The 21,503-nt window shown below is 46.5% G+C and carries 19 protein-coding genes; 2 read left to right on the top strand and 17 right to left on the bottom strand.

Features of this window, described 5'->3' with window-relative positions:
• Window positions 1-93 precede the first annotated feature (93 nt).
• The 7 genes from ONE56_RS12240 to nsrR all read right to left on the bottom strand — a co-directional run bounded on the left by ONE56_RS12240 (window position 94) and on the right by nsrR (window position 8,190).
• Window positions 94-1,305 (bottom strand): aspartate aminotransferase family protein, encoded by a 1,212-nt coding sequence (locus ONE56_RS12240; protein ID WP_041155006.1) that lies wholly within the window; start codon window positions 1,303-1,305, stop codon window positions 94-96.
• A 363-nt stretch (window positions 1,306-1,668) separates the two neighbouring features.
• Window positions 1,669-2,250 (bottom strand): aminodeoxychorismate/anthranilate synthase component II, encoded by a 582-nt coding sequence (locus ONE56_RS12245; protein ID WP_331438932.1) that lies wholly within the window; start codon window positions 2,248-2,250, stop codon window positions 1,669-1,671.
• A gap of 160 nt (window positions 2,251-2,410) precedes the next feature.
• Window positions 2,411-3,427: a tryptophan--tRNA ligase gene (trpS, locus tag ONE56_RS12250; RefSeq protein ID WP_041155005.1), complete on the bottom strand. Its 1,017-nt coding sequence runs from the start codon at window positions 3,425-3,427 to the stop codon at window positions 2,411-2,413.
• Between the two features lie 113 nt (window positions 3,428-3,540).
• Entirely contained in the window at window positions 3,541-4,227 is a 687-nt protein-coding gene (locus ONE56_RS12255; protein WP_423839944.1) for a phosphoglycolate phosphatase, read from the bottom strand.
• A 111-nt stretch (window positions 4,228-4,338) separates the two neighbouring features.
• Window positions 4,339-5,082 (bottom strand): 23S rRNA (guanosine(2251)-2'-O)-methyltransferase RlmB, encoded by a 744-nt coding sequence (rlmB, locus tag ONE56_RS12260; RefSeq protein WP_331438929.1) that lies wholly within the window; start codon window positions 5,080-5,082, stop codon window positions 4,339-4,341.
• Between the two features lie 58 nt (window positions 5,083-5,140).
• Window positions 5,141-7,660, bottom strand: coding sequence for a ribonuclease R (gene rnr / locus ONE56_RS12265; protein WP_423839945.1), 2,520 nt, complete (start codon window positions 7,658-7,660; stop codon window positions 5,141-5,143).
• Between the two features lie 104 nt (window positions 7,661-7,764).
• On the bottom strand, window positions 7,765-8,190 hold the full coding sequence (gene nsrR, locus ONE56_RS12270; RefSeq protein ID WP_041155003.1) for a nitric oxide-sensing transcriptional repressor NsrR: 426 nt from the start codon (window positions 8,188-8,190) through the stop codon (window positions 7,765-7,767).
• 128 nt (window positions 8,191-8,318) lie between these two features.
• On the opposite strand from nsrR, the gene hmpA reads away from it, so the two are divergent.
• Entirely contained in the window at window positions 8,319-9,503 is a 1,185-nt protein-coding gene (hmpA, locus tag ONE56_RS12275) for an NO-inducible flavohemoprotein (RefSeq protein ID WP_423839946.1), read from the top strand.
• 106 nt (window positions 9,504-9,609) lie between these two features.
• On the opposite strand, the gene motX is transcribed toward hmpA, so the two are convergent.
• Together motX and ONE56_RS12285 are read right to left on the bottom strand one after the other, a co-directional pair.
• Window positions 9,610-10,245, bottom strand: coding sequence for a flagellar protein MotX (gene motX, locus ONE56_RS12280; protein WP_041155030.1), 636 nt, complete (start codon window positions 10,243-10,245; stop codon window positions 9,610-9,612).
• Window positions 10,246-10,507: 262 nt separating this feature from the next.
• Window positions 10,508-11,824, bottom strand: coding sequence for an adenylosuccinate synthase (locus ONE56_RS12285; RefSeq protein ID WP_041155001.1), 1,317 nt, complete (start codon window positions 11,822-11,824; stop codon window positions 10,508-10,510).
• 162 nt (window positions 11,825-11,986) lie between these two features.
• Between ONE56_RS12285 and ONE56_RS12290 the strand changes: the two genes are divergently transcribed.
• Window positions 11,987-12,172, top strand: coding sequence for a DUF2065 domain-containing protein (locus tag ONE56_RS12290; RefSeq protein ID WP_423839947.1), 186 nt, complete (start codon window positions 11,987-11,989; stop codon window positions 12,170-12,172).
• A 65-nt stretch (window positions 12,173-12,237) separates the two neighbouring features.
• Here ONE56_RS12290 and hflC read toward each other — a convergent pair whose 3' ends face one another.
• The 8 genes from hflC to tsaE form a co-directional block, all read right to left on the bottom strand.
• Window positions 12,238-13,218, bottom strand: a complete 981-nt coding sequence (gene hflC, locus ONE56_RS12295; protein WP_041154999.1) for a protease modulator HflC — start codon at window positions 13,216-13,218, stop codon at window positions 12,238-12,240.
• Between the two features lie 2 nt (window positions 13,219-13,220).
• Window positions 13,221-14,420 (bottom strand): FtsH protease activity modulator HflK, encoded by a 1,200-nt coding sequence (gene hflK, locus ONE56_RS12300; protein WP_041154998.1) that lies wholly within the window; start codon window positions 14,418-14,420, stop codon window positions 13,221-13,223.
• Window positions 14,421-14,465: 45 nt separating this feature from the next.
• On the bottom strand, window positions 14,466-15,755 hold the full coding sequence (gene hflX / locus ONE56_RS12305; RefSeq protein WP_331438926.1) for a ribosome rescue GTPase HflX: 1,290 nt from the start codon (window positions 15,753-15,755) through the stop codon (window positions 14,466-14,468).
• Between the two features lie 38 nt (window positions 15,756-15,793).
• Complete coding sequence (gene hfq / locus ONE56_RS12310; RefSeq protein ID WP_014233206.1) at window positions 15,794-16,057, bottom strand: RNA chaperone Hfq; 264 nt, start codon at window positions 16,055-16,057, stop codon at window positions 15,794-15,796.
• A 196-nt stretch (window positions 16,058-16,253) separates the two neighbouring features.
• Entirely contained in the window at window positions 16,254-17,186 is a 933-nt protein-coding gene (miaA, locus tag ONE56_RS12315) for a tRNA (adenosine(37)-N6)-dimethylallyltransferase MiaA (protein ID WP_041154996.1), read from the bottom strand.
• Window positions 17,183-19,225 (bottom strand): DNA mismatch repair endonuclease MutL, encoded by a 2,043-nt coding sequence (gene mutL / locus ONE56_RS12320; RefSeq protein WP_423839948.1) that lies wholly within the window; start codon window positions 19,223-19,225, stop codon window positions 17,183-17,185. Before mutL ends, miaA begins: the two co-directional genes overlap by 4 nt.
• Window positions 19,226-19,243: 18 nt before the next feature.
• Entirely contained in the window at window positions 19,244-20,965 is a 1,722-nt protein-coding gene (locus ONE56_RS12325) for an N-acetylmuramoyl-L-alanine amidase (protein WP_041154994.1), read from the bottom strand.
• Window positions 20,959-21,423, bottom strand: coding sequence for a tRNA (adenosine(37)-N6)-threonylcarbamoyltransferase complex ATPase subunit type 1 TsaE (gene tsaE, locus ONE56_RS12330; protein WP_041154993.1), 465 nt, complete (start codon window positions 21,421-21,423; stop codon window positions 20,959-20,961). The genes ONE56_RS12325 and tsaE overlap by 7 nt, the downstream gene beginning before the upstream one ends.
• Window positions 21,424-21,503 lie beyond the last annotated feature (80 nt).

Genomic DNA, 21,503 nt, shown 5'->3' on the forward strand with positions numbered 1-21,503 from the left:
AATATTCCCTCCAGATGCAAGAAGATCCTAACAGTAGCGTAGGAACAGAGCCCCCATCAGAGGTCTCTGATGGGGGAAATCGGCGTGTCGCGTTTAAATTAAAGACGCAATCGCTTTATCCAGTTTGGCTAAGCCTTCTTCGATTTCTTGGTGTGTAATAACGAGTGACGGGGTGAAACGGACAACATTCGCACCTGCAATTAATATCATGAGACCTTGCTTACCAGACGCGACCAAAATGTCACGAGCACGACCTTGCCATTCTTCATTAAGTGCCGCGCCTAGTAATAGTCCTTTACCACGCACTTCAGAGAAGAGGTTGTATTTAGCATTGATCTTCTCAAGGCCTTCTCGGAACATCGCCTCGCGCTCTAATACGCCAGCCAATACTTCCGGCTTAGTGACTTCGTTGACTACCGCTTCAGCGACCGCACAAGCGAGTGGGTTACCGCCATAAGTTGAGCCATGCGTCCCCACTTTAAGGTGTTCCGCCAATTTCGCGGTTGTCAGCATGGCACCGATTGGGAAGCCGCCGCCTAGTGATTTAGCCGTGCTCAGGATATCAGGCGTAATACCTAAACCTTGGTAGGCATAAAAGTGGCCAGTACGACCATTACCAGTCTGTACTTCATCGAAAATCAGTAGCGCATTATGCTTATCACACAACTCGCGCACCGCTTGAGCAAACTCTGGCGTTGGTGGCACGATGCCTCCCTCACCTTGCAACGGTTCCATCATAACGGCACAAGTCTTATCTGAAATTTGCTGCTGCAACGCTTCGATGTCGTTGTACGGCAGGTGTGTGACATTACCAGGTTTAGGACCAAAACCATCAGAATAAGCTTCTTGTCCACCTACCGTAACCGTGAAGAAAGTACGGCCATGGAAGCCTTGTTTAAAAGCAATGATTTCAGACTTTTCTGGACCATAAACATCAGCGGCATAACGGCGCGCCAGTTTCAGTGCGGCTTCGTTCGCTTCTGCGCCCGAATTAGCAAAGAACACACGTTCGGCAAAACAGAGCTCAGTTAATAACTTCGCCAAACGCAAGGCAGGTTCATTTGTCATGACATTGCTCAAGTGCCATAAATTATTGGCTTGCTCGGTCAGCGCATCGACCATAACTGGGTGACAATGACCAAGGCAACTCACTGCAATCCCACCCGCAAAGTCAATGTATTCCTTGCCGTCCTGATCCCAAACTCGCGAACCTTTGCCTTTCACTGGGATCATTTCCATTGGGTTATAACAAGGCACCATTACCTCATCGAATAGGCCTCGTTCTACTTTGTTTTCCATTGTCATTGCACTTTCCTTCTTGATACCGCTGGCTTTACAGATAAGTGAACTTAGAGCCCTACCCTCTAGCAAATAATGTTTTGCATTTAAGCCGATACAGCATTGTATTTACATTTAATTAACTATTTCAATAGTGATTTATTCTTTTTGCATTCCACATCAACCACTATTAGTCACTGTACATGATTATTTATGCATCAAGAAGAAAAATTACAGAAGTCGTTTTTTGTAAAACTGATGTAAGACAAGGAGCAGGGAAAGAGGAGGAGTTTTAGCATCCCCACCGAGAACAATCGCTCGCATATTCTTGCATTCTAGCGACGGGGTCTAAAAATGAATAATTTGTTAAAAAAAGTGATCAGGATCAGATCATTTACGCGCAAGAAAATTGGCAAGCAACTCATGCCCTTGCTCGGTCTTAATTGATTCTGGATGGAATTGTACCGCATCAATTGGTAGGGTCTTATGTTGATAACCCATAATTTCATCCATACTGCCATCGGGTAGCTCCGTCCAAGCCGTCAGCTCAAAAACATCCGGCAAGGTACCATTCTTCACCACGAGGGAATGGTAGCGAGTCACGGTCAGTGGGTTGGCAAGATTTTTAAACACACTACGCCCAGTATGACGGATCGGGGAGGTCTTACCATGCATCACTTGTCGAGCACGTACGACTTGTGCGCCAAACACTTGTGCAATCGCTTGATGACCTAAACAAACCCCAAGAATGGGCAGTTTCCCAGCAAAATGCTCAATCGCTTCTAGGGAAACGCCCGCTTCATTCGGCGTACACGGACCAGGAGAGATGACAAGATGAGTTGGATTCAAGGCTTCGATGCCTTGAATATCGATTTCATCATTACGCACAACTTTTACATCCGCGCCCAACTCACAAAAGTATTGATAAAGGTTGTAAGTAAAAGAATCGTAATTATCGATGATTAACAACATAAGGTTTCAGCTACCCCCAATCCATTCTGGCATGACGTTATCAACGAAGCTGAGTGATAACTAAAGGCGGTATTTTGCAACACCAAACCAGAAAGGCAAGCTTTTGCGCAATAAAAAAGCCCCAAGGTATGGGGCTTTGATATTCACATTTGATTACCGCTTACGGACGAGCGACAAAACCTACTGCTGCGTAGGCTTTTTTCAGAGTTTCAGCAGCGCGAGCTGACGCTTTTTCTGCACCTTGCTGCATCACTTCATCCATGTAAGCTCGGTCAGCTCGAATGCGGTGGTACTCAGCCTGAATAGGCTCTAGCATGGCTACAACCGCTTCACCCACGTCTTTCTTGAATGGGCCGTACATTTCGACACCCTGATACTTCGCTTCAATTTCTTCAAAGCTCAAACCGGTTGCCGCAGAATAAAGCCCCATCAGGTTGGCAATGCCCGCTTTATTCTCGATATCATGACGAATGCTCGGTGGCGTTTCCGTGTCGGTTTGCGCCTTATTGATCTTCTTAAGGATCGATTTTGGTTCTTCAAGCAGCGTAATAACGTTCTTGCGATTGTCATCTGACTTCGACATTTTCTTCGTCGCGTCTTGTAGGCTCATCACGCGCGCGTTAACAGTCGGAATGTACGGTTCTGGCACGGTGAAGATTGGGCTTTCTGGCGAGTAGATGTTATTGAAGCGCGTTGCGATGTCGCGCGCTAACTCTAGGTGCTGCTTCTGATCGCTACCAACAGGCACTTGATTTGCACCATAAAGCAAAATATCAGCGGCCATCAATACCGGATAGTCAAACAGACCAACATTCACATCGTTCGCATAACGGGCGGATTTATCCTTGAACTGAGTCATACGGCTCAGCTCGCCCATTTGCGTATAACAGTTAAGAAGCCAACCAAGTTGAGCATGCTCTGGGACATGTGACTGAACAAATAGCGTGCTCTTCTTCGGATCAACACCTACAGCGAGACAAATTGCTAGTGCGTCTAGGGTCGCTTCATGCAGCGCTTTGGGGTCCTGACGAACCGTCACCGCATGAAGGTCTACCACACAATATTGGCAATCATAGTCGTCTTGCATCTGGTGCCATTGACGTAGAGCACCCAAGTAATTACCGATACTTAGTTCACCTGACGGTTGAACACCACTCAATACAATGGGTTTGCTCATTAGAATGATTCCTTTGACTTCTTTAATCTAATTAAATAAAAACCGTGCGGCGATAAGCGCACGGCTCTTCAGTGTACTCATTAGCGAGTATTTTGAAAGATCTTTTGTCACCGTTACGCAGAAACAGCGACGACTTCCAATAATTCCGACAAACGGTCGGCGACAATGTCCGGGTTTGATGCCGAAATAGGCTCTCCGTGGTTATAACCGTAGGTCAAACCGAAAGACGCCACTCCAGCATTTTTCGCTGCAAGAATATCGTTTTTCGAGTCACCCACCATCAGCATCTGGCTTGGTTGCACCTTATGTTTTTCCATTAGCCAGTTTAGCGCGACTGGATTCGGTTTTTTCTCTGGGAAAGCATCGCCACCTAATACATCGACAAAGTACTTTGCGATGCCATGCTGTTCTAATATATCAGGCACAAACTTCGAGGGCTTGTTGGTTACGATAGCGAGCGTAAACCCTGCTTGATATAGCTCCTCCAGCGTTTCTTTTACCGTTGGATAAAGGTGACTCAGTTTATGACCGCTTTGCTCGTAATAGTCATCAAACAGGATCCTGGCTTGTGCTCGTAGTTCGTCGCTTAGCTCCGGGTTGATGGTTAGACTTTGGCTCAATGAACGGCTGATCAATACATCCGCACCATTACCCACATAATCACGAACCTGCTCTTCAGAGACTGGAGGGAAACCCAGAGCTTGAACGGCTTGGTCTGCGGCAACGGCTAAATCTGGCACACTATCAAGTAACGTTCCATCCAGATCAAAGACGATGAATTTTATAGATTGTTGAGTCATAACTTCCCTACGCATGAGCTAAAATAACAAAGGATGGTTGCCCATCCTGAGTTTTGGTCATTATCACAGACCTTTATTTGATGATTATTTAATGCAAATTTTGCTTTAACGCTATTTTGAAGCAAGCCGTTGACGTACTGCTTCAAACAAGCAGATGCCAGAGGCAACCGATACGTTTAAGCTGGATACACTACCTGCCATCGGGATTTTGATCAAATCATCACAGGTTTCGCGCGTCAAGCGGCGCATGCCGTCACCTTCTGCTCCCATAACGATAGCCAGAGGACCGGTCAGTTTTGCCTGGTAGATATCGTGAGTCGCTTCACCGGCAGTACCAACGAACCATATGCCTTGCTCTTGCAGTGAACGCATCGTGCGCGCAAGGTTGGTCACTCGGATCAAAGGCACCACTTCGGCTGCGCCACACGCGACCTTACTCACGGTTGCATTCATGGCTGCAGAACGATCTTTAGGTACGATGATCGCAGCAGCACCTGCGGCGTCTGCATTACGTAAGCAAGCACCCAGGTTGTGTGGATCCGTTACCCCATCCAGCACTAATAACAGTGGTGCTTCATGCTGCGCCAAAATGTCATCGATGTCATTTTCATTCAGCTGTTTCGCAGGTTTGACTCGGGCGATGATCCCTTGGTGATTCGCGCCACTCGCCTTGTCATCCAAGGTTTTACGCGTCATTTGCTGAATCGATACGCCACACACCTGCAAATCATTCAGGATTGGCATTAAGCGGTCATCTTGGCGTCCTTTCAATACATACGCTTCGACAAAACGCTCTGGTTCACGTTCTAATACCGCTTTCACGGCATGAATACCGTAAAGAAATTCGTTACTCATTATTTAACCTGTCGTTCCGGTTATACCAACCTAACTCTACTCAGGTTGGCTTTCAGCTTTACTCCACGTCTCGTTTAGAGCGCTGAGTTTTCTTTGGCTTACTGTGTGGTTTTTTCTTACTGGCTTTTCTCACTTTCGGCTTCTTTTTGCCGTCCGTTCCACCATTGTTAGAACCGCGCTTTGGGTCACTTTTCTTCGTGCCAGCCTCTGTTTCTTCAGGTCGCTTGGTTGGTTCTATCGCAGGAATAGCACGCTGAGCACCATTCTCATTTGATGACGATCGCGTCGCTGAGCGCTTTTTCTCTTTGGCTTTGCGTTTCGCTTCTGCTGCTCTCTTCTTCGCGGTTTTTCCTTCGCCGCGTAGCTTACGACTTGTTTCGATCAATTCAAAGTCAATTTGCTTGTCGTCGAGGTTAACGGCCAATACTTTCACTTTCACCGCATCACCCAAGCGATAGATGTTGCCGAAACTTTCCCCGATAAGTCTTTGACCTATTGGATCAAATTGGTAGTAATCATTGGCTAAGGTCGAAATATGCACTAGGCCATCGATGTGCAGCTCGGTCAAACGAACAAAGAAACCAAACCCGGTCACATTAGCAATCACACCATCTAGTTCGTCTCCGACGTGGTCTTGCATATACTCACACTTCAACCAGTCTGCAACATCACGGGTCGCATCATCAGCTCGGCGCTCTGTCATTGAGCACTGCTCACCGTAGAAGTCCATATCATCAAATGAATAATGGTATCCACCCGTTGGTGTCCAACGATCTTGGTTTCGGCCTTCGTTTTTGGCGATCAGATACTTGATGGCTCGGTGCAACAACAAGTCTGGATAACGACGAATTGGAGAGGTGAAGTGAGCATAGCGCTGCAGTGCCAAACCAAAGTGACCCGCGTTATCGGCGTTGTACACCGCTTGTTTCATCGAACGCAATAACATGGTCTGAATCAACTCCTGATCCGGCCGTTCTCCGACTTGTCGCATCAGGTTTGCATAATCAGTTGGTGATGGTTCCAGTCCGCCACCCAGCTCCAAACCAAGCTCACTCAGGAAATCTCGGAAGCCCATCAGACGTTCTTCGCCCGGTGTTTCATGGATACGGTACAGTGCCGGTTCTTTTGCTTTTTCCACCAGCGAAGCCGATGCGATATTAGCCAAGATCATACATTCTTCAATCAGCTTGTGCGCATCGTTACGCTCCAGCGGTTCAATTCTGTCAATCTTGCGTTCAGCATTAAAGATGAACTTGGTTTCAACGGTTTCGAATTCAATCGCACCCCGTTGTTCGCGCGCCCCTTTAAGCACTTTGTACATGCGATGCAACTCTTCTAGGTGCGGAACCAACTCGCTGTAACGCTCGTGCAACTCTTCGTCACCTTCCAAGATATGATGTACTTTGGTGTAAGTCAGACGCGCATGCGAATTCATTACCGCTTCGTAATGCTTATAGCCCGATAGTTTGCCTGTGTCAGAGATGGTCATCTCACATACCATACATAAGCGATCAACCTGTGGGTTCAGCGAACACAAACCGTTAGACAATACCTCAGGTAACATTGGTACCACCTGAGACGGGAAATACACCGAGTTACCACGAATAATCGCCTCTTTATCCAGAGCCGAGTCGGGACGCACGTAGTAGCTGACGTCCGCTATCGCGACCCATAAACGCCAACCTCCGCTTTTCTTCTTCTCACAGAAGACTGCATCATCAAAGTCACGTGCGTCTTCGCCATCAATTGTCACCAACGGTAAGTCACGCAAGTCAACACGGCCGACTTTCGCTTCTTCAGGCACCTCTTCAGACAAGTCGGCCACTTGTTTAATCACCGCATCGGGCCACTCATGTGGAATTTGGTGGGTGCGGATCGCGATTTGCGTTTCCATGCCCGGCGCCATATTTTCGCCCAGAACTTCCACAACCTTACCCATCATGCCGCGCGTACGTGAACCACGATCGGTGATTTCTATCACGACGACATTGCCCATACGAGCACCCGCTTTGTGCTCATTTGGAATAAGAATATCTTGGCAGATCCGTGAATCGTCAGGGACGACATACGAATAACCGTACTCAAGGAAGAAACGTCCGACGATTTGGTTATTGCGCTCTTCAAGAACGCGTACTAAGCGACCTTCACGACGGCCTCGCTTGCTGTTATCCGTTGGCTGAACCAGTACGAAATCACCATGAATGATGTTCTTCATCTGATGGTGCGGCAGTACAATATCATTATCCTTACCCACGCTGCCTTCTGGTCGTACCCAGCCATGACCATCTTTATGACCAATGACATACCCTTTCACCATTTCTAGCTTTTCAGGTAGTGCGTAGCACTGGCGGCGAGTAAACACCAACTGCCCATCACGCTCCATTGCACGCAAACGACGACGCAATCCTTCATACTGCTCTTCGCCCTCGAGCTTAAGTGCTTCGAACAAGTCGTTGCGATTCATTGGTGCACCGGACTTGCCAAGGAATTCAAGAATGAACTCTCGGCTTGGAATTGGGTTTTCGTAATTTTGGGACTCACGATCCGCAAACGGATCATTTGGCATATTGTCTGACATAGGCACGCCTATCTAGCAAGGAAGGTATACAGTTAGTATATCTGACTCTCTCGATAACCTACAGAAATGCTTTGAAAAATGCGTAACGACACGAGTGGCGGGAGTTATGGGCGAGCCAGTAAGATCAAAAGCTCTGAATTGCCCCGGAGCAACTCATCAATGGTGCAATCATCAAGCTCAGCAAGAAAAGCACTTTTGGCTTTGGCAAGCTTATCCTTTAATCGACACGCCGGAGTGATATGACAAAAGTCTGCACTGCAGTTCACCAGCTCTAACGGTTCCAAATCACGAACAACCCCTCCAACCGTGATCTCAGATGCAGGCTTCATTAAACGGATCCCGCCGTTTTTTCCGCGCACGGTTTGTATGTAACCTAACTGTCCTAAGCGGTTGATGACTTTAACCATATGGTTACGAGATACACCAAATAAATCCGTCACTTCCGTTATGTTGGTCAATTCGTCCTTTGGCAGTGAGGCTAAGTAGATTAGGGTCCTCAACGCGTAATCTGTGAAGCTAGTTAACTGCATATTGCTATCCTCTGTAATAGCAAAAGTGTAAATCTTTTCTTGAATGAAAGATACATTTGAGATACAACTTTAAACATGCATTAAAAATGCAACTTAAAATACAACACCCAATAAAATAGGAAGCCTCTATGCTCAGCAAGCAAACCATTGAAATCGTCCAAGCTACCGCACCGCTCATCGCACAAACGGGACCGAAACTGACGGCACACTTTTATGAGCGTATGTTCAGCCACAACCCTGAACTGAAAGATATTTTCAATATGAGTAATCAGCGCAATGGTGATCAGCGCGAAGCACTGTTCAATGCAATCTGTGCGTATGCTGCAAACATCGAGAACCTACCTGCTCTGCTTGGTGCGGTAGAAAAAGTCGCCCACAAACACACCAGCTTTTTAATCACGTCAGAACAATACCAAATCGTAGGTCAACACCTGCTTGCAACCATCGATGAGCTGTTTAACCCGGGGCAAGAAGTGTTGGATGCCTGGGCTGAAGCTTACGGCGTATTAGCGAACGTCTTTATTCAACGCGAAGAACAAATCTACCAAGAGAATAAAGCGTTAGAAGGCGGTTGGCGTGGGCTGCGTGAGTTTGAACTCATTGAGAAACAACCAGAGAGTTCACACATCTGCAGTTTTGTATTCAAGCCAACAGATGGTGGCACAGTCTCTTCCTATAAACCCGGGCAGTATCTAGGTATCTACATCAACAGCGATAGTTTGGATAACCAAGAGATCCGTCAATACAGCTTATCTTCAGCCATACAAGAAGACACCTATCGTATCTCGGTTAAACGCGAACAAGACGGCATCGTCTCCAGTTACCTGCATGATAAACTCAATGTCGGTGATAAAGTAAAACTCGCAGCACCTGCAGGTGATTTCTTTATGGAGGTTGATGCAAAGACACCGGTCGTGCTTATTTCAGCGGGTGTTGGTTTAACACCGACACTTTCTATGCTTGAGACTTTAACTGACCATCAGGCGCCTGTGACTTGGGTTCACGCGACGGAAAATGGTCAACAACATGCGTTTAAACAACATGTCAGCCAACTTGTAGCGACCAAAGAAAACATGAACGCGCTGGTTTGGTACAACCGGCCAACCACACAAGACAAAATCGGTGAAGATTTCCACTTTACGGGCTTTGTCGATCTACATGAAATTGAAACGGCCCTGAAACAAGATAATGTACAAGTGTACTTTTGTGGCCCAGTGGGCTTTATGCAGCACATCGCCAAACAGTTAATTGAATTAGGTGTCCCGCAAGCGCAATTCCATTATGAATGCTTTGGCCCACATAAAGTCATTTAACATCAACTATCGACTCCCCAAAAACAGCAAAGCCCACTCAATGTGGGCTTTGCTGCATGAAGTCATCAGTGAAGAGTAACAGCGAAACGTCAACAGATCCTAGTGGTTACCAGAAGGTATCGCGTCGTTTGGCGCGTGCAATAATGTTCTGCGGCATGCGCTGCTCTAGACCATTTCTAAGCACCGCGATCCGTTTGTGTTTTCGTTGATCAGCGGTAACAGAGTTATATAACCAGCGATAAGCATCTTCGTAATCCAGCGGGCTGCCATAGTCACGCAGGAGTAACTCCGCAAGGTGAATTCGCGCATTTAGGTTCCCCATAGAAGCAGCTTCTCTCAGGTAAGGAATGGCACGCTCTTTATCTTGTTGCACCAAAGTGCCGCGAGAATAATAGCGACCTATTTGCTCCAGTGCAGCTGGCAGACCTTGATGCGCAGCGTTTTCCATGTAGTACAGCCCGAGCTCTACGTCTTGTGGTACGCACACTCCCCACGCGAGCATATCGCCATACAAAAATTCATAAGCAGGCAGGTTGATTCGGGTCGCACGAGCAATAATGTCCTCGACCAACTGGCAGTTATCAGCACGCACACGCTGCAGGTGTTTATTTTGTTCAATCAGCTTTATCAGTTCTGCTTCAGAATAAATAGGTACTGGCGCACCGACATCAGCAACATTGGCCTTGGTTGTCGTCGCGGTCAGTATCAGTAACAGTGAAGCAGCCACTGTTCGTAACTTCATAAATGCACTCTTCAAGGTATCTAACAAACCAAAGATCACTTAAGGATCTCTCTGCTTGATACACTTATCGGCAAATACTCGTCAAGCTTTAGACAGTTTTTGCCTCTTCTTCCATTAAGCGGCAAGACATTGCCACATTGAGCGGTAGGTTCCACTATAGTTTTTCTACTTTAGCATGCTACGCGACCACCCACTCTTCAGACACAAAAAAGCCGACCCTTAGGTCGGCTTTCATAATCTCGAGCTCGTTTTTACGTATCAATTAAGATTCGAATGGGTGAACCTTAATGATAGTCTCGTTACGGTCTGGGCCAGTAGAAATAATGTCTACAGGCACGCCCGTTAGTTCTTCGATACGTTTGATGTAATCTAGCGCTGCTGTTGGTAGCTCTTCGATTGACTTCGCACCGAACGTGTTCTCAGACCAGCCTGGCATTGTTTCGTAGATTGGCGTTGCTTGTTCAAATGCTTCAGCAGCCATTGGCGAAACTTCTAGTACAGAGCCATCTTTCATCTTGTAACCAGTACAGATTTTTAGCTCTTCTAGGCCGTCGAGTACGTCTAGTTTAGTTAGACAGAAACCTGAGATAGAGTTGATTTGGATTGCACGACGCATAGCAACTGCATCAAACCAACCGGTACGACGTAGACGACCAGTTGTTGCACCAAACTCGTGACCTTTCGTGCCTAGATGCTTACCTACTGGATCTTGCTTTTCTAGACCATCGTAAAGTTCAGTCGGGAAAGGACCAGAACCAACACGAGTACAGTAAGCTTTCGCGATGCCTAGGATGTAGCCGATGTGACGAGGACCAAAACCAGAACCAGCCGCAACACCACCAGCAGTGGTGTTAGAAGACGTTACGTATGGGTAAGTACCGTGATCGATATCCAGTAACGTACCTTGAGCACCTTCAAACATGATCTTGTCGCCACGCTTACGCGCAGAGTCTAGCTCGTCAGTCACGTCGATGACCATTGAAGTTAGAAGCTCAGCGTAACCTTTTGCTTCTTCAAGCACAGCTTCGTAGCTCACTGGTTCTACTTTGTAGAAGTTTACAAGCTGGAAGTTATGGAATTCCATGACTTCTTTTAGCTTCTCTGCGAACGATTCCATATCAAAGAGATCGCCAACGCGTAGACCGCGACGCGCAACTTTGTCTTCATACGCAGGACCGATACCACGACCGGTAGTACCAATTGCTTTTTTACCACGTGCGATTTCACGCGCTTGGTCCAGAGCAATATGGTATGGAAGAATTAGAGGACATGCTTCAGAAATGAAAAGACGTTCGCGTACTGGGATTCCGCGCTCTTCAAGAGGCTTCATTTCTTTAAGTAAAGCTTCAGGTGATAATACGACACCATTACCGATAACACATTTTACGTTATCGCGAAGGATACCTGATGGAATTAAGTGAAGAACGGTTTTTTCACCGTCAATTACGAGAGTGTGACCTGCATTGTGACCGCCTTGGTAGCGCACCACGTACTTTGCATCTTCAGTTAAAAGGTCTACGATTTTACCTTTACCTTCGTCACCCCATTGGGTGCCTAGAACGACTACGTTATTTCCCATCTTTCCAAGTCTGATTGCTAGTTAAAAAGGGATTCTAGCACCGAATAGCGATTCTTGCAGTCATTTTTTGTTCACAATAATGTGAGATTAACTGCATTGGTGCTTTTCGCATCCAGCATACCATTGATAATATTTGGCTTTCTAAATCCGATTGGAAACGTTATGTCTGACTCTCTCTGGCTGGCTATTGGGCTGGTTTTAATTGTAGAAGGTATCGGCCCTCTCATTGCCCCTAATCGCTGGCGAAATATGGTGGCACAATTGAGCGAACAGCCAAATAATCAGCTTCGCCGTATTGGTGGATGCCTGGTCGTCGCAGGGGCTGTTATTGCCTTTATGATGAGTTAATACAAAAACATCCTGATACAAAAAAGGCTCCATCAGGAGCCTTTTGTTCATCAAATACAGTCAGCTTATTTCGCTGTTGTACCTTTAGAGTGATTCATGTACTGGAAGAAATCACTCTTCGGATCAAGCACAAGAATGTCACTCTTAGAGCTGAATGATTTCTCATACGCTCTTAGCGAACGTAGGAAACTGAAGAACTCAGGCTCCTTGTTGTAAGCTTGCGCGTATACCTTCGCAGCTTTTGCATCCGCTTCACCTCGTGTGACACGAGCGGTTTTATCTGCTTCAGCCAGAATCGTTGCCACTTCAAGTTCCGCTTGTGCGCGAATAACTTCTGCTTTTTCACGACCTTGAGAACGGTGTTTACGAGCAACCGACTCACGCTCAGCACGCATACGGCGGTAGATAGATTCACTGATCTCATCTGGTAAGTTGATTTTCTTCATACGGAAATCAACCACGCGAACACCCAAGTCTTTCATTGCGCTTTGGCGAGTGTCTGTCAACACGTTAGACATGATTACGTCACGCTCACCATCGATTTCCAACGCCTCACGCGCGGCTTCTGTAGTGACTTCTTCACTGCTTGCATCTTCTGGTAACACATCGTTATTACGTGGGCCTGAAACGATTTGCTTGATTTCACGAGCACCGATTTCAGAACGCAACACGTCGGTCACTTTACGTTCAAGAAGCGCTTCTGCGGTTAGCGAATTACCACCACCGGTAGCCAGATAGTAAAGACCAAAGTCTTCAATACGCCACTTTACATAGGTATCAATGATGACGTCTTTTTTCTCAGACGTAACGAAACGGTCAGCTCGACCATCCATTGTTTGAATGCGAGCATCAAGTTTCTTCACGCGATCAAACATTGGCATTTTGAAGTGCAGACCCGGCTCGTAAATACGAGTAATGTCATTATTGTCTTTAAGAACACGACCAAATCGAACTACGATACCGCGCTCACCTTCGGGAATCACAAACAATGACATCAGCATCAATGCCAGTGCGATAACCAATACAGGGATCATTAACTTACGCATTCTTAGTATCTCCCTTGGCGTGAACTTGTTGAACGAGACGATGAGTCAGAGGTGTCCTCGTCTGTACGCTCAGATTCAAGTTGAATGTGATCGTAAGTTGAGGATGACTTTGATTTACGTTTCGTATCTGTTTGACCTTCTTGACCCACCAGTTTATCGATTGGTAGGTAAAGCAGACTACCATTTGAATCAGAGTCAATCAGCACTTTGGAAGTGTTGGAATAGACTTCTTCCATCGCGTCAATATACAGACGGTCACGAGTTACACCAGGCGCAGCTTGGTATTCTGGTAATAGTTGTTCAAACTGAGCTACCTGACCAAGTGCTTCGTTAGTCACACGTTCGCTGTAACCTTGTGCTTCTTTCTTCAGACGTTCAGCACGACCCGTTGCTTTTGGCAAAATCTCGTTTTTATATGCTTCTGCTTCACGAATGAAACGCTCTTCATCCTCTCGAGCTGCAATCGCATCATCAAACGCATCTTTCACTTGCTCTGGTGGACGTGCAGACTGGAAGTTCACATCAACAAGCACAAGCCCCATATCATAGCTATCAATGATTTGGTTCAATGTTTCTTGGGTAGTTTGACGAATTTGTTGACGGCCACTGGTCAGGATACTATCCATCAGTGAGTCACCAATGACTGCACGTAACGCAGAATCCGTTGCCTGACGCAAACTATCATCTGCGTTGGTGACACGATACAAGTATTTGTACGGGTCAGTAACACGGTATTGAACATCCATTCCTACAGTGACGACGTTTTCGTCTTTGGTCAGCATAAGACCAGACGCACGCAGTGAACGAATCGCTTGAACGTTGACCGCTTCGTATTCATCAATAAAACGAGGGCGCCAGTTCAGACCTGGGTCTACAATGCGATCGTATTTACCTAAACGCAGTACAACCCCACGTTCTGCTTCACCGATGGTGTAAAAACCAGCGAAGAACCATACGGCAACAGCAATCAGAGCAATGACACCAAAGCCAATTGCACCACCGTTACCGACCGGAGAACCACCGCCGCCTTTTTTACCAAACTTGCCACCCAGCTTTTGACTCAGCTTATTGAACACTTCATCTAAATCTGGTGGACCTTGATCTCGGCCACCAGGACGCTGGCCACCACGATTATTATTACCCCAAGGGTCATTATCGCGGCCATTGTTGCCGTTGTTATTTCCAGGCTCATTCCACGCCATTAGAAAGCTCCATCATTTGATATGACGTTATACTGTAGCAGTCATTTAAGTGACTATAAAGTCAGTCAAAACTGCCCCTTCTCTTTTCTCAAGTCTAAACCAGTCGACTTGTTGCATTCGAACATCGATCAACAAGTTACCGTCCTGATCATAGTCTTCACGTTGAATACATTTCATTTGGAAGAATGTACTACGGAATCGACCTTGATACTGTGGTGGAATGCACAACTGATACTCAACCATTTGTGACGCAAGACGTTCGGTCAGCGCGTCAAATAGGAGCTCAATGCCCAATCCATCCATTGCAGAGACCCAAACCGCTCGAGGTACGCCTTCCTCGTCTCGCTCTATACGCGGATTCTGCGAATCTAGGTTGTCGATTTTGTTCATGACCACCAGAGTCGGCACTTCGTGAGCATCGATCTCTTCTAGTACTTCATGAACAGCTTGAATATTCTCACGAAAACGCTCATCACTGGCATCAACAACATGTAACAAAATGTCAGCTTCTTGCGTTTCTTGCAAGGTCGCTTTGAAAGCAGCAACCAAATCATGTGGTAAATGTCGAATAAATCCAACCGTATCTGCAAGTATGGCAGGTCCAACATCGGACAACTCGATCTTACGTAGTGTAGGATCCAACGTTGCAAAAAGTTGATCTGCGGCATAGACCCCAGCTTCTGTTATACGGTTAAAGAGTGTCGACTTACCCGCGTTGGTGTAACCCACGAGTGAAACTGTTGGAATTTCAGCTCGGTTTCGGGCACGACGCCCTTGTTCACGCTGCTTAGCCACTTTATCTAAGCGGCGCAGTATCGCTTTTATTCTGTCACGCAATAAACGACGGTCGGTTTCGAGCTGGGTTTCACCCGGGCCACGTAAACCAATTCCCCCTTTCTGCCTTTCAAGGTGCGTCCAACCACGAATCAAACGAGTTGACAGATGACGAAGTTGAGCCAGCTCTACCTGTAGCTTACCTTCGTGTGTTCGAGCTCGTTGAGCGAAGATATCGAGAATAAGACCAGTGCGGTCGAGAACTCGACATTGGCACAGCGCTTCGAGGTTGCGTTCTTGGGCAGGAGAGAGGGAGTGATTAAAAATCACAATTTCAGCTTCAGTCGATTGCACAGCAGTCGCAATTTCTTGAGCTTTACCCTCTCCGACATAGTATTTCGGGTGCGGGGATTGACGACTACCGGTAATGACCTGTAGCGCCTCAACCCCGGCGGAGGAGACCAGCATTTCAAATTCGGCCAGATCTTCCCACTCACCTTCTTGCGTGAAGTTGATATGAACAAGTACGGCTCGCTCACCGGATTCATAACGGTCAAACAAGCAATCAACTCCTTATTTTATAAATATTTAATGAAGAATTAATCTTCTGATTTCTCTTGTGGGCGATCGCCTTGGGTACGCTCACCACTGTGATGGCTCACTGGACGAGCCGGAACAACCGTAGAGATCGCATGCTTGTAAACCATTTGGTTGACAGTGTTCTTCAGCAAGATAACAAATTGATCGAATGACTCGATTTGACCTTGCAACTTGATACCGTTAACCAAGTAAATGGATACCGGGATACGCTCACGACGAAGCGCGTTTAGAAATGGGTCTTGTAGAGATTGCCCCTTAGCCATTTTATTTTCCTTATTTAATTTGTTGTTGTAATTATTTAGCTAGTGGTGCAATGCAAAAAAAAGTACTGCTTTTGCATCTGAGCTAAACGAATCAAAATGCACTCTAAGTAATTAGCAAGCATAGTATAAAAAACGCTAACTACTGGTCCTTAAAGAGCGCGATTACGCAAAAACGATCACATTATACACAGCTAACTCAATCAGATGCTATGGCTTCTGACATGGTTTCGAACGCTTGTTCAATGTTCTCGCTATCCAACCAAGTTAAGTCATCCCAGCTGCGTAACCAGGTGATTTGACGCTTGGCTAATTGACGAGTAGCACATATACCACGAAATACGGCTTCTTCGCGTGTACACTCCCCGTCTAAGTACTCCCACATCTGTCTGTAGCCGACACAACGTATCGACGGTAAATCAGGGTGAAGATCCTCACGTGCATATAACACGTTCATTTCATCTTCAAAACCTGACTCCATCATCTTTTCGAAGCGCAACTCAATTCGACGGTGAAGCTCTGCCCTTTCCTTGGGAGCTATTGCAAACTGTTTGACTCGATACGGCAGGCTCTCACCTTTGGTTTGAGTCAACTCAGTTAGTGTCTTACCTGAAATACGAAACACCTCCAATGCCCGCGATAAACGTTGAGGATCATTGGGATGTATTCTCGCTGCAGAGACAGGATCAAGTTGTTTAAGTTCATCGTGCAACACTGACCAACCCTTAGTCAATGCTTCTTGTTCAATTTGCTGACGAATTTCAGGGTTTGCGGCAGGTAAAGGCGACAACCCTTCAAGTAAAGCCTTGTAATAGAGCATCGTTCCACCGACCAATAATGGAATTTTCCCCTCAGCAACAATCGCTTCCATTTCCTGCAGTGCGTCTCGACGAAAGTCTGCCGCAGAATAAGATTCACTGGGATCCAAAATGTCGATCAAGCGATGAGGTGCTAAGCTCTGTTCTTTATCATCTGGCTTCGCGGTTCCAATATCCATCCCTTTATAAATCAATGCTGAATCCACACTGATGATTTCCACTGGAAACTTTTGACGAAGTCGAATCGCAAGTTCTGTTTTACCTGATGCGGTTGGCCCCATTAAAAAAAGCGCCAGAGGTCGTTTATCTGTCATGGTGTTAAATTGGCTATCGTGGCGGAGAAATCAACAGCCGACACAAATGTGTTATCGTCTAATGGCAATTGACCATTTCTCAGCTGTTCAAGTTCCGCAATAATTTGAATGGCTTCAGAGAGAGTGTAGCGGCTCTTAACTGTTGCGACCTGCATTGCAAGCCAATCACCCCATTGAAGCAACATCTGCTCTGTCGTCACCGCTCTCTCTGTATAAGATAGGGTGTACGATAGCAGATCTGGTAACAAATTTTGTAAGTTTTGTTGTCTCAGTGGCGCTGGTACCCCCATCACCATCAGAGCTTTGTCATTTCGGGGTTTAAGTTGAATCCCCAAGTGGGCAAAATCCTGTTGATAATCCTGAGCGAATTTAACCATTTCTGCGTCTAGCTTCATTGACAATGGCACCAACAAAGGTTGCGATTTTAATCCATCTTCCGATGGCGTTAACTGCCCTTTCATTCGATAAAATTCCGCTCGTGCCAACGAAACAAGTGCCACACCGCTGTCGCAACTCATCAGCAAAAACTGCTCGTTTACGACAGATAATGCTTTGCCCAACGTCGTCACCTCAGGTAAAGACGTCCCTTTACTCGGTGTTGTGATGATCGATTTTGGCGCTGCTTCAGGCCCAAACTCTGGTGTTTCCAGTAGCTCATGATAGGCGCGGACTTCTTGCTTACTCGGTGCTGGCTCCGCATGACGCTCTTTATGTTGCGTCGGTCTCGCCGATCGCTTCGATTCTATCCAGTTTGAACGCTCAGGTATGTCCGACGATTTAGCTTCTCGCACGGAAAATTCAGAAGAAGACTCTTCGCGTGGCTTAGACTCATAATCACTTCGGCCAGGATAAGCAGGAGATTGGTCAATCGCTTGGTAAACTCGCTCAGGAACGGATTCCAATGAGTTTTCCCCTCTGACATGCACAGAGGAATGCGAACCTTCGTTGGGGTTGAGTTCAACGCGATGAGAATGCTCTGCGTCTTGACTGGTCTGTGTATGATGAAATGCAGACTCATTCACATACGGCTTATCGATCACCGAACCTTGCGCGAGTGCATCTGCCAAGGCCTGATAAATAAAGTCGTGAACCAATCGGCCTTGGTGAAAACGAACTTCGTGCTTAGCTGGGTGAACATTGACGTCCACTTGATGCGGATCGAGCTCAATATATAAAACGTACGCGGCAAACTGGTTTGGTTCTAAGCTGGTTTCATAGCTTTGGCGAATCGCGTGATTGATTAGTTTGTCACGCATCATACGACCATTCACGTAACAATACTGAAGGTCACTTTGTTGCCTTGCGCCATCGGGAGTGGTAATCCATCCCAACAATTTTAGCCCTTGATGTTCCAGCTCGATTCTCAGCATATTGCGTACAAACGCATGACCACATACGGCGGCAAGCCGCTTTTCAGTTTGGAGCTGATTTTTCGCGGCGCGATATTGGCGAACAACTTTTCCGTTGTGACGAACATTAATGGTGATGTCAAAACGACTCAGCGCAATCCGTTTCAATAGCTCATCAATATGAGCGAATTCAGTTTTCTCAGTACGAAGGAATTTACGACGAGCAGGCGTATTGAAGAACAAGTCCAGTACTTCAACTGTGGTTCCAATGGGATGGGCAGCTGGTTGCAACTTTACCTGCATATCACGGCCTTCAGAATACGCGCTCCACGCTTCCTCCTGAGCCGCAGGGCGCGAGGTTAATGTCAGGCGAGCAACAGAACTGATACTCGCGAGTGCCTCACCGCGGAACCCCAAGCTCATAATGGCTTCTAAATCATCTAAGCTATGTATCTTAGATGTCGCATGACGACTCAACGCAAGCCCAAGCTCCTCTTTCGCGATCCCTTTGCCATTATCACGAACTCGGATGAGCTTAGCGCCCCCTTTTTCGATATCAATATCAATTCGGGTAGCACCAGAGTCTAGGCTATTCTCAACCAACTCTTTGACAACAGAGGCCGGCCTTTCGACCACCTCTCCTGCCGCTATCTGGTTGGCCAGCCTAGCTGGTAAAATTTTAATCGTCATATAGCGTTAAAAGCTCACTTACTTATTTGGAATGATCAGTATTTGTCCAACGGCAAGCTGGTCCGAGCGCAGCTTGTTCGCGCGGCGAATACTGTCCACACTCACCCCGTACTTCGAAGCAATCTTACCTAGGAACTCTCCCCTGGCGACCTTGTGTTTGCGGATCGGCTTATCTTTAACCGCTACAGTGATGTTGAGTTTTTGCCCCACCCAAACCGTATCAGACTTAAGGTTGTTTTCTCGGCGAATGTCAGACACTTTCACTTTGTAATGGCTGGCTATCTTACCTAAGAACTCACCAGACTTAACCGTATGCGTGATCGTTTCGGTCTCTACCGTGATCGGCTTACTTGGTACTTGAACGGCACCCGACGAAGGAATGCGAAGTTTTTGACCAATCCTCACCCCGGTTGATTTGAGATTATTTTCAGACATCAGAGCCTTAGCGCTAGTACCATATTTATTCGCAATCACAGAGAGAGATTCACCACGCTTCACTATGTGTACCATTGCTCCAGGAGAAGAGGAGAACACCGTCCCTTCTGGTGGATTATCTTTCAGATATTTGACGACCGCTTTAGTAACAGCTTGAGCTAGCTTATCTTGGTGCGAGCGCTGGAAAAGCAACTTCTCTTCTGTCGGGTTAGATATAAAACCCGTTTCGACCAAGACTGACGGTATTTGAGGAGAACGCAATACTGCCAAGCTAGTATTAATGGGCTTACGATTGTGCAAGTGAGCAACACGTCCCATCTCCCGCAGAATCTCGCTCGCCAGCTTATACCCTTCTTTCTGTGAATGGCTAAACTGTAAATCCAACAACGTTTGGTTGACGTTACGATCTTTTGTATTGGTGACAAATGCATTCCCAGAGCCACCTAATATTTCTGATTGTCTCTCGTGATTCTCAACCCAACGGGCGATCTCTGTATTGGCTCGACGAGTATTCAATACAAAAACCGAACCACCGCGCGGTTTAGGTGACGTAAAAGCATCCGCGTGAATCGATATCAGCAAATGTGCGTCGTTCTCACGTGCAATCGCTACTCGACGATTCAAATTTACAAAATAGTCACCAGTGCGCGTCATGCGAGTTTTGATGCCTGGGGTAGCATTCAGTTGAGCTGCTATTTTGCGCGAAATGCTCAGCACTGCATCTTTTTCATAATGACGACGAGACGCTCCAATCGAGCCAGGATCTTCACCACCATGACCAGGATCGATAACAACCAACACATCTTGAGCACGACGCACCGAACTCATGTCTTTACTCGTCGTTGTTGGCTTGCTTGACGATGACTGTGCAGCAGACGTCTTTTTCGCACTTCCGTGAGACAAATCAACAACCAATCGATGGCCGTATTGTCCACCAGGAGTCGGGCTCAATTTAAACAGTTCTGTTTGGGTATTTTTTTTCAACTCAAAGACTAAACGGTAAGTACTTTTGTCCGGCGGAGAACTCTTTCGCACCCGCTTCAGCACAGGACTGTCCGTCACAGTGACGGGTAACTTCGCCTTCATCGTGGTGTTTTTTAAATCCACCACAAGCCTATCTGGGCTAGACAGTGAGAAATAAGAGTAATCCGCTTCTGAGTCTAAATCGATGACAACACGCGTTTCATCTGGTGACGGCCAAACTCGAAAACTTTGCACGACGTTGGCAAATGCGAAATTAGGGATAATAAGAACGAATGTAGCGATAAACGTCGCTACAACTCTAAAATTTAAAAAACTCAACATAGTTCCAATCTACTGAGTAACTGCACACCATAGTCATTGTTCGCTGTTAGTTCAGCGATACGCTGCTCACCTTGGTAACGAATGTTCACATCAAGATCTGGCTTCGGTAACAACCCTTGCCCTTTTTCAGGCCACTCTACCAAACAAATCGCATCATCAGTGAAATAATCCCGAATGCCCATAAACTCAAGCTCTTCAGGATCAGCAAGACGATACAGATCGAAGTGGTAAACTTGCCAAGTTGCCAATTGATAGGGTTCAACCAATGTATAGGTTGGGCTTTTTACGTTACCTTGATGTCCAAGAGCACGGACAAAACCACGACTGAAGGTCGTTTTACCTGCCCCCAAATCCCCATGAAGATAAATTGTGGTTTGCTGGGAACAAAGTTGAGCCAATGCAGCGCCCAAAGCGACCGTTTCATGCTCATCTTTCAAATTAAACTGTTTCGTGCTCATTTATGCTTCTCTAACGAATGATCGTTGACTATATAAAAATCAAAAGAACAAGAATAGTAAACTGTGTTGGTTTTCCGAGA

The sequence above is a fragment of the Vibrio mytili genome, from assembly GCF_049563345.1.
Lineage (GTDB): Bacteria > Pseudomonadota > Gammaproteobacteria > Enterobacterales > Vibrionaceae > Vibrio > Vibrio mytili.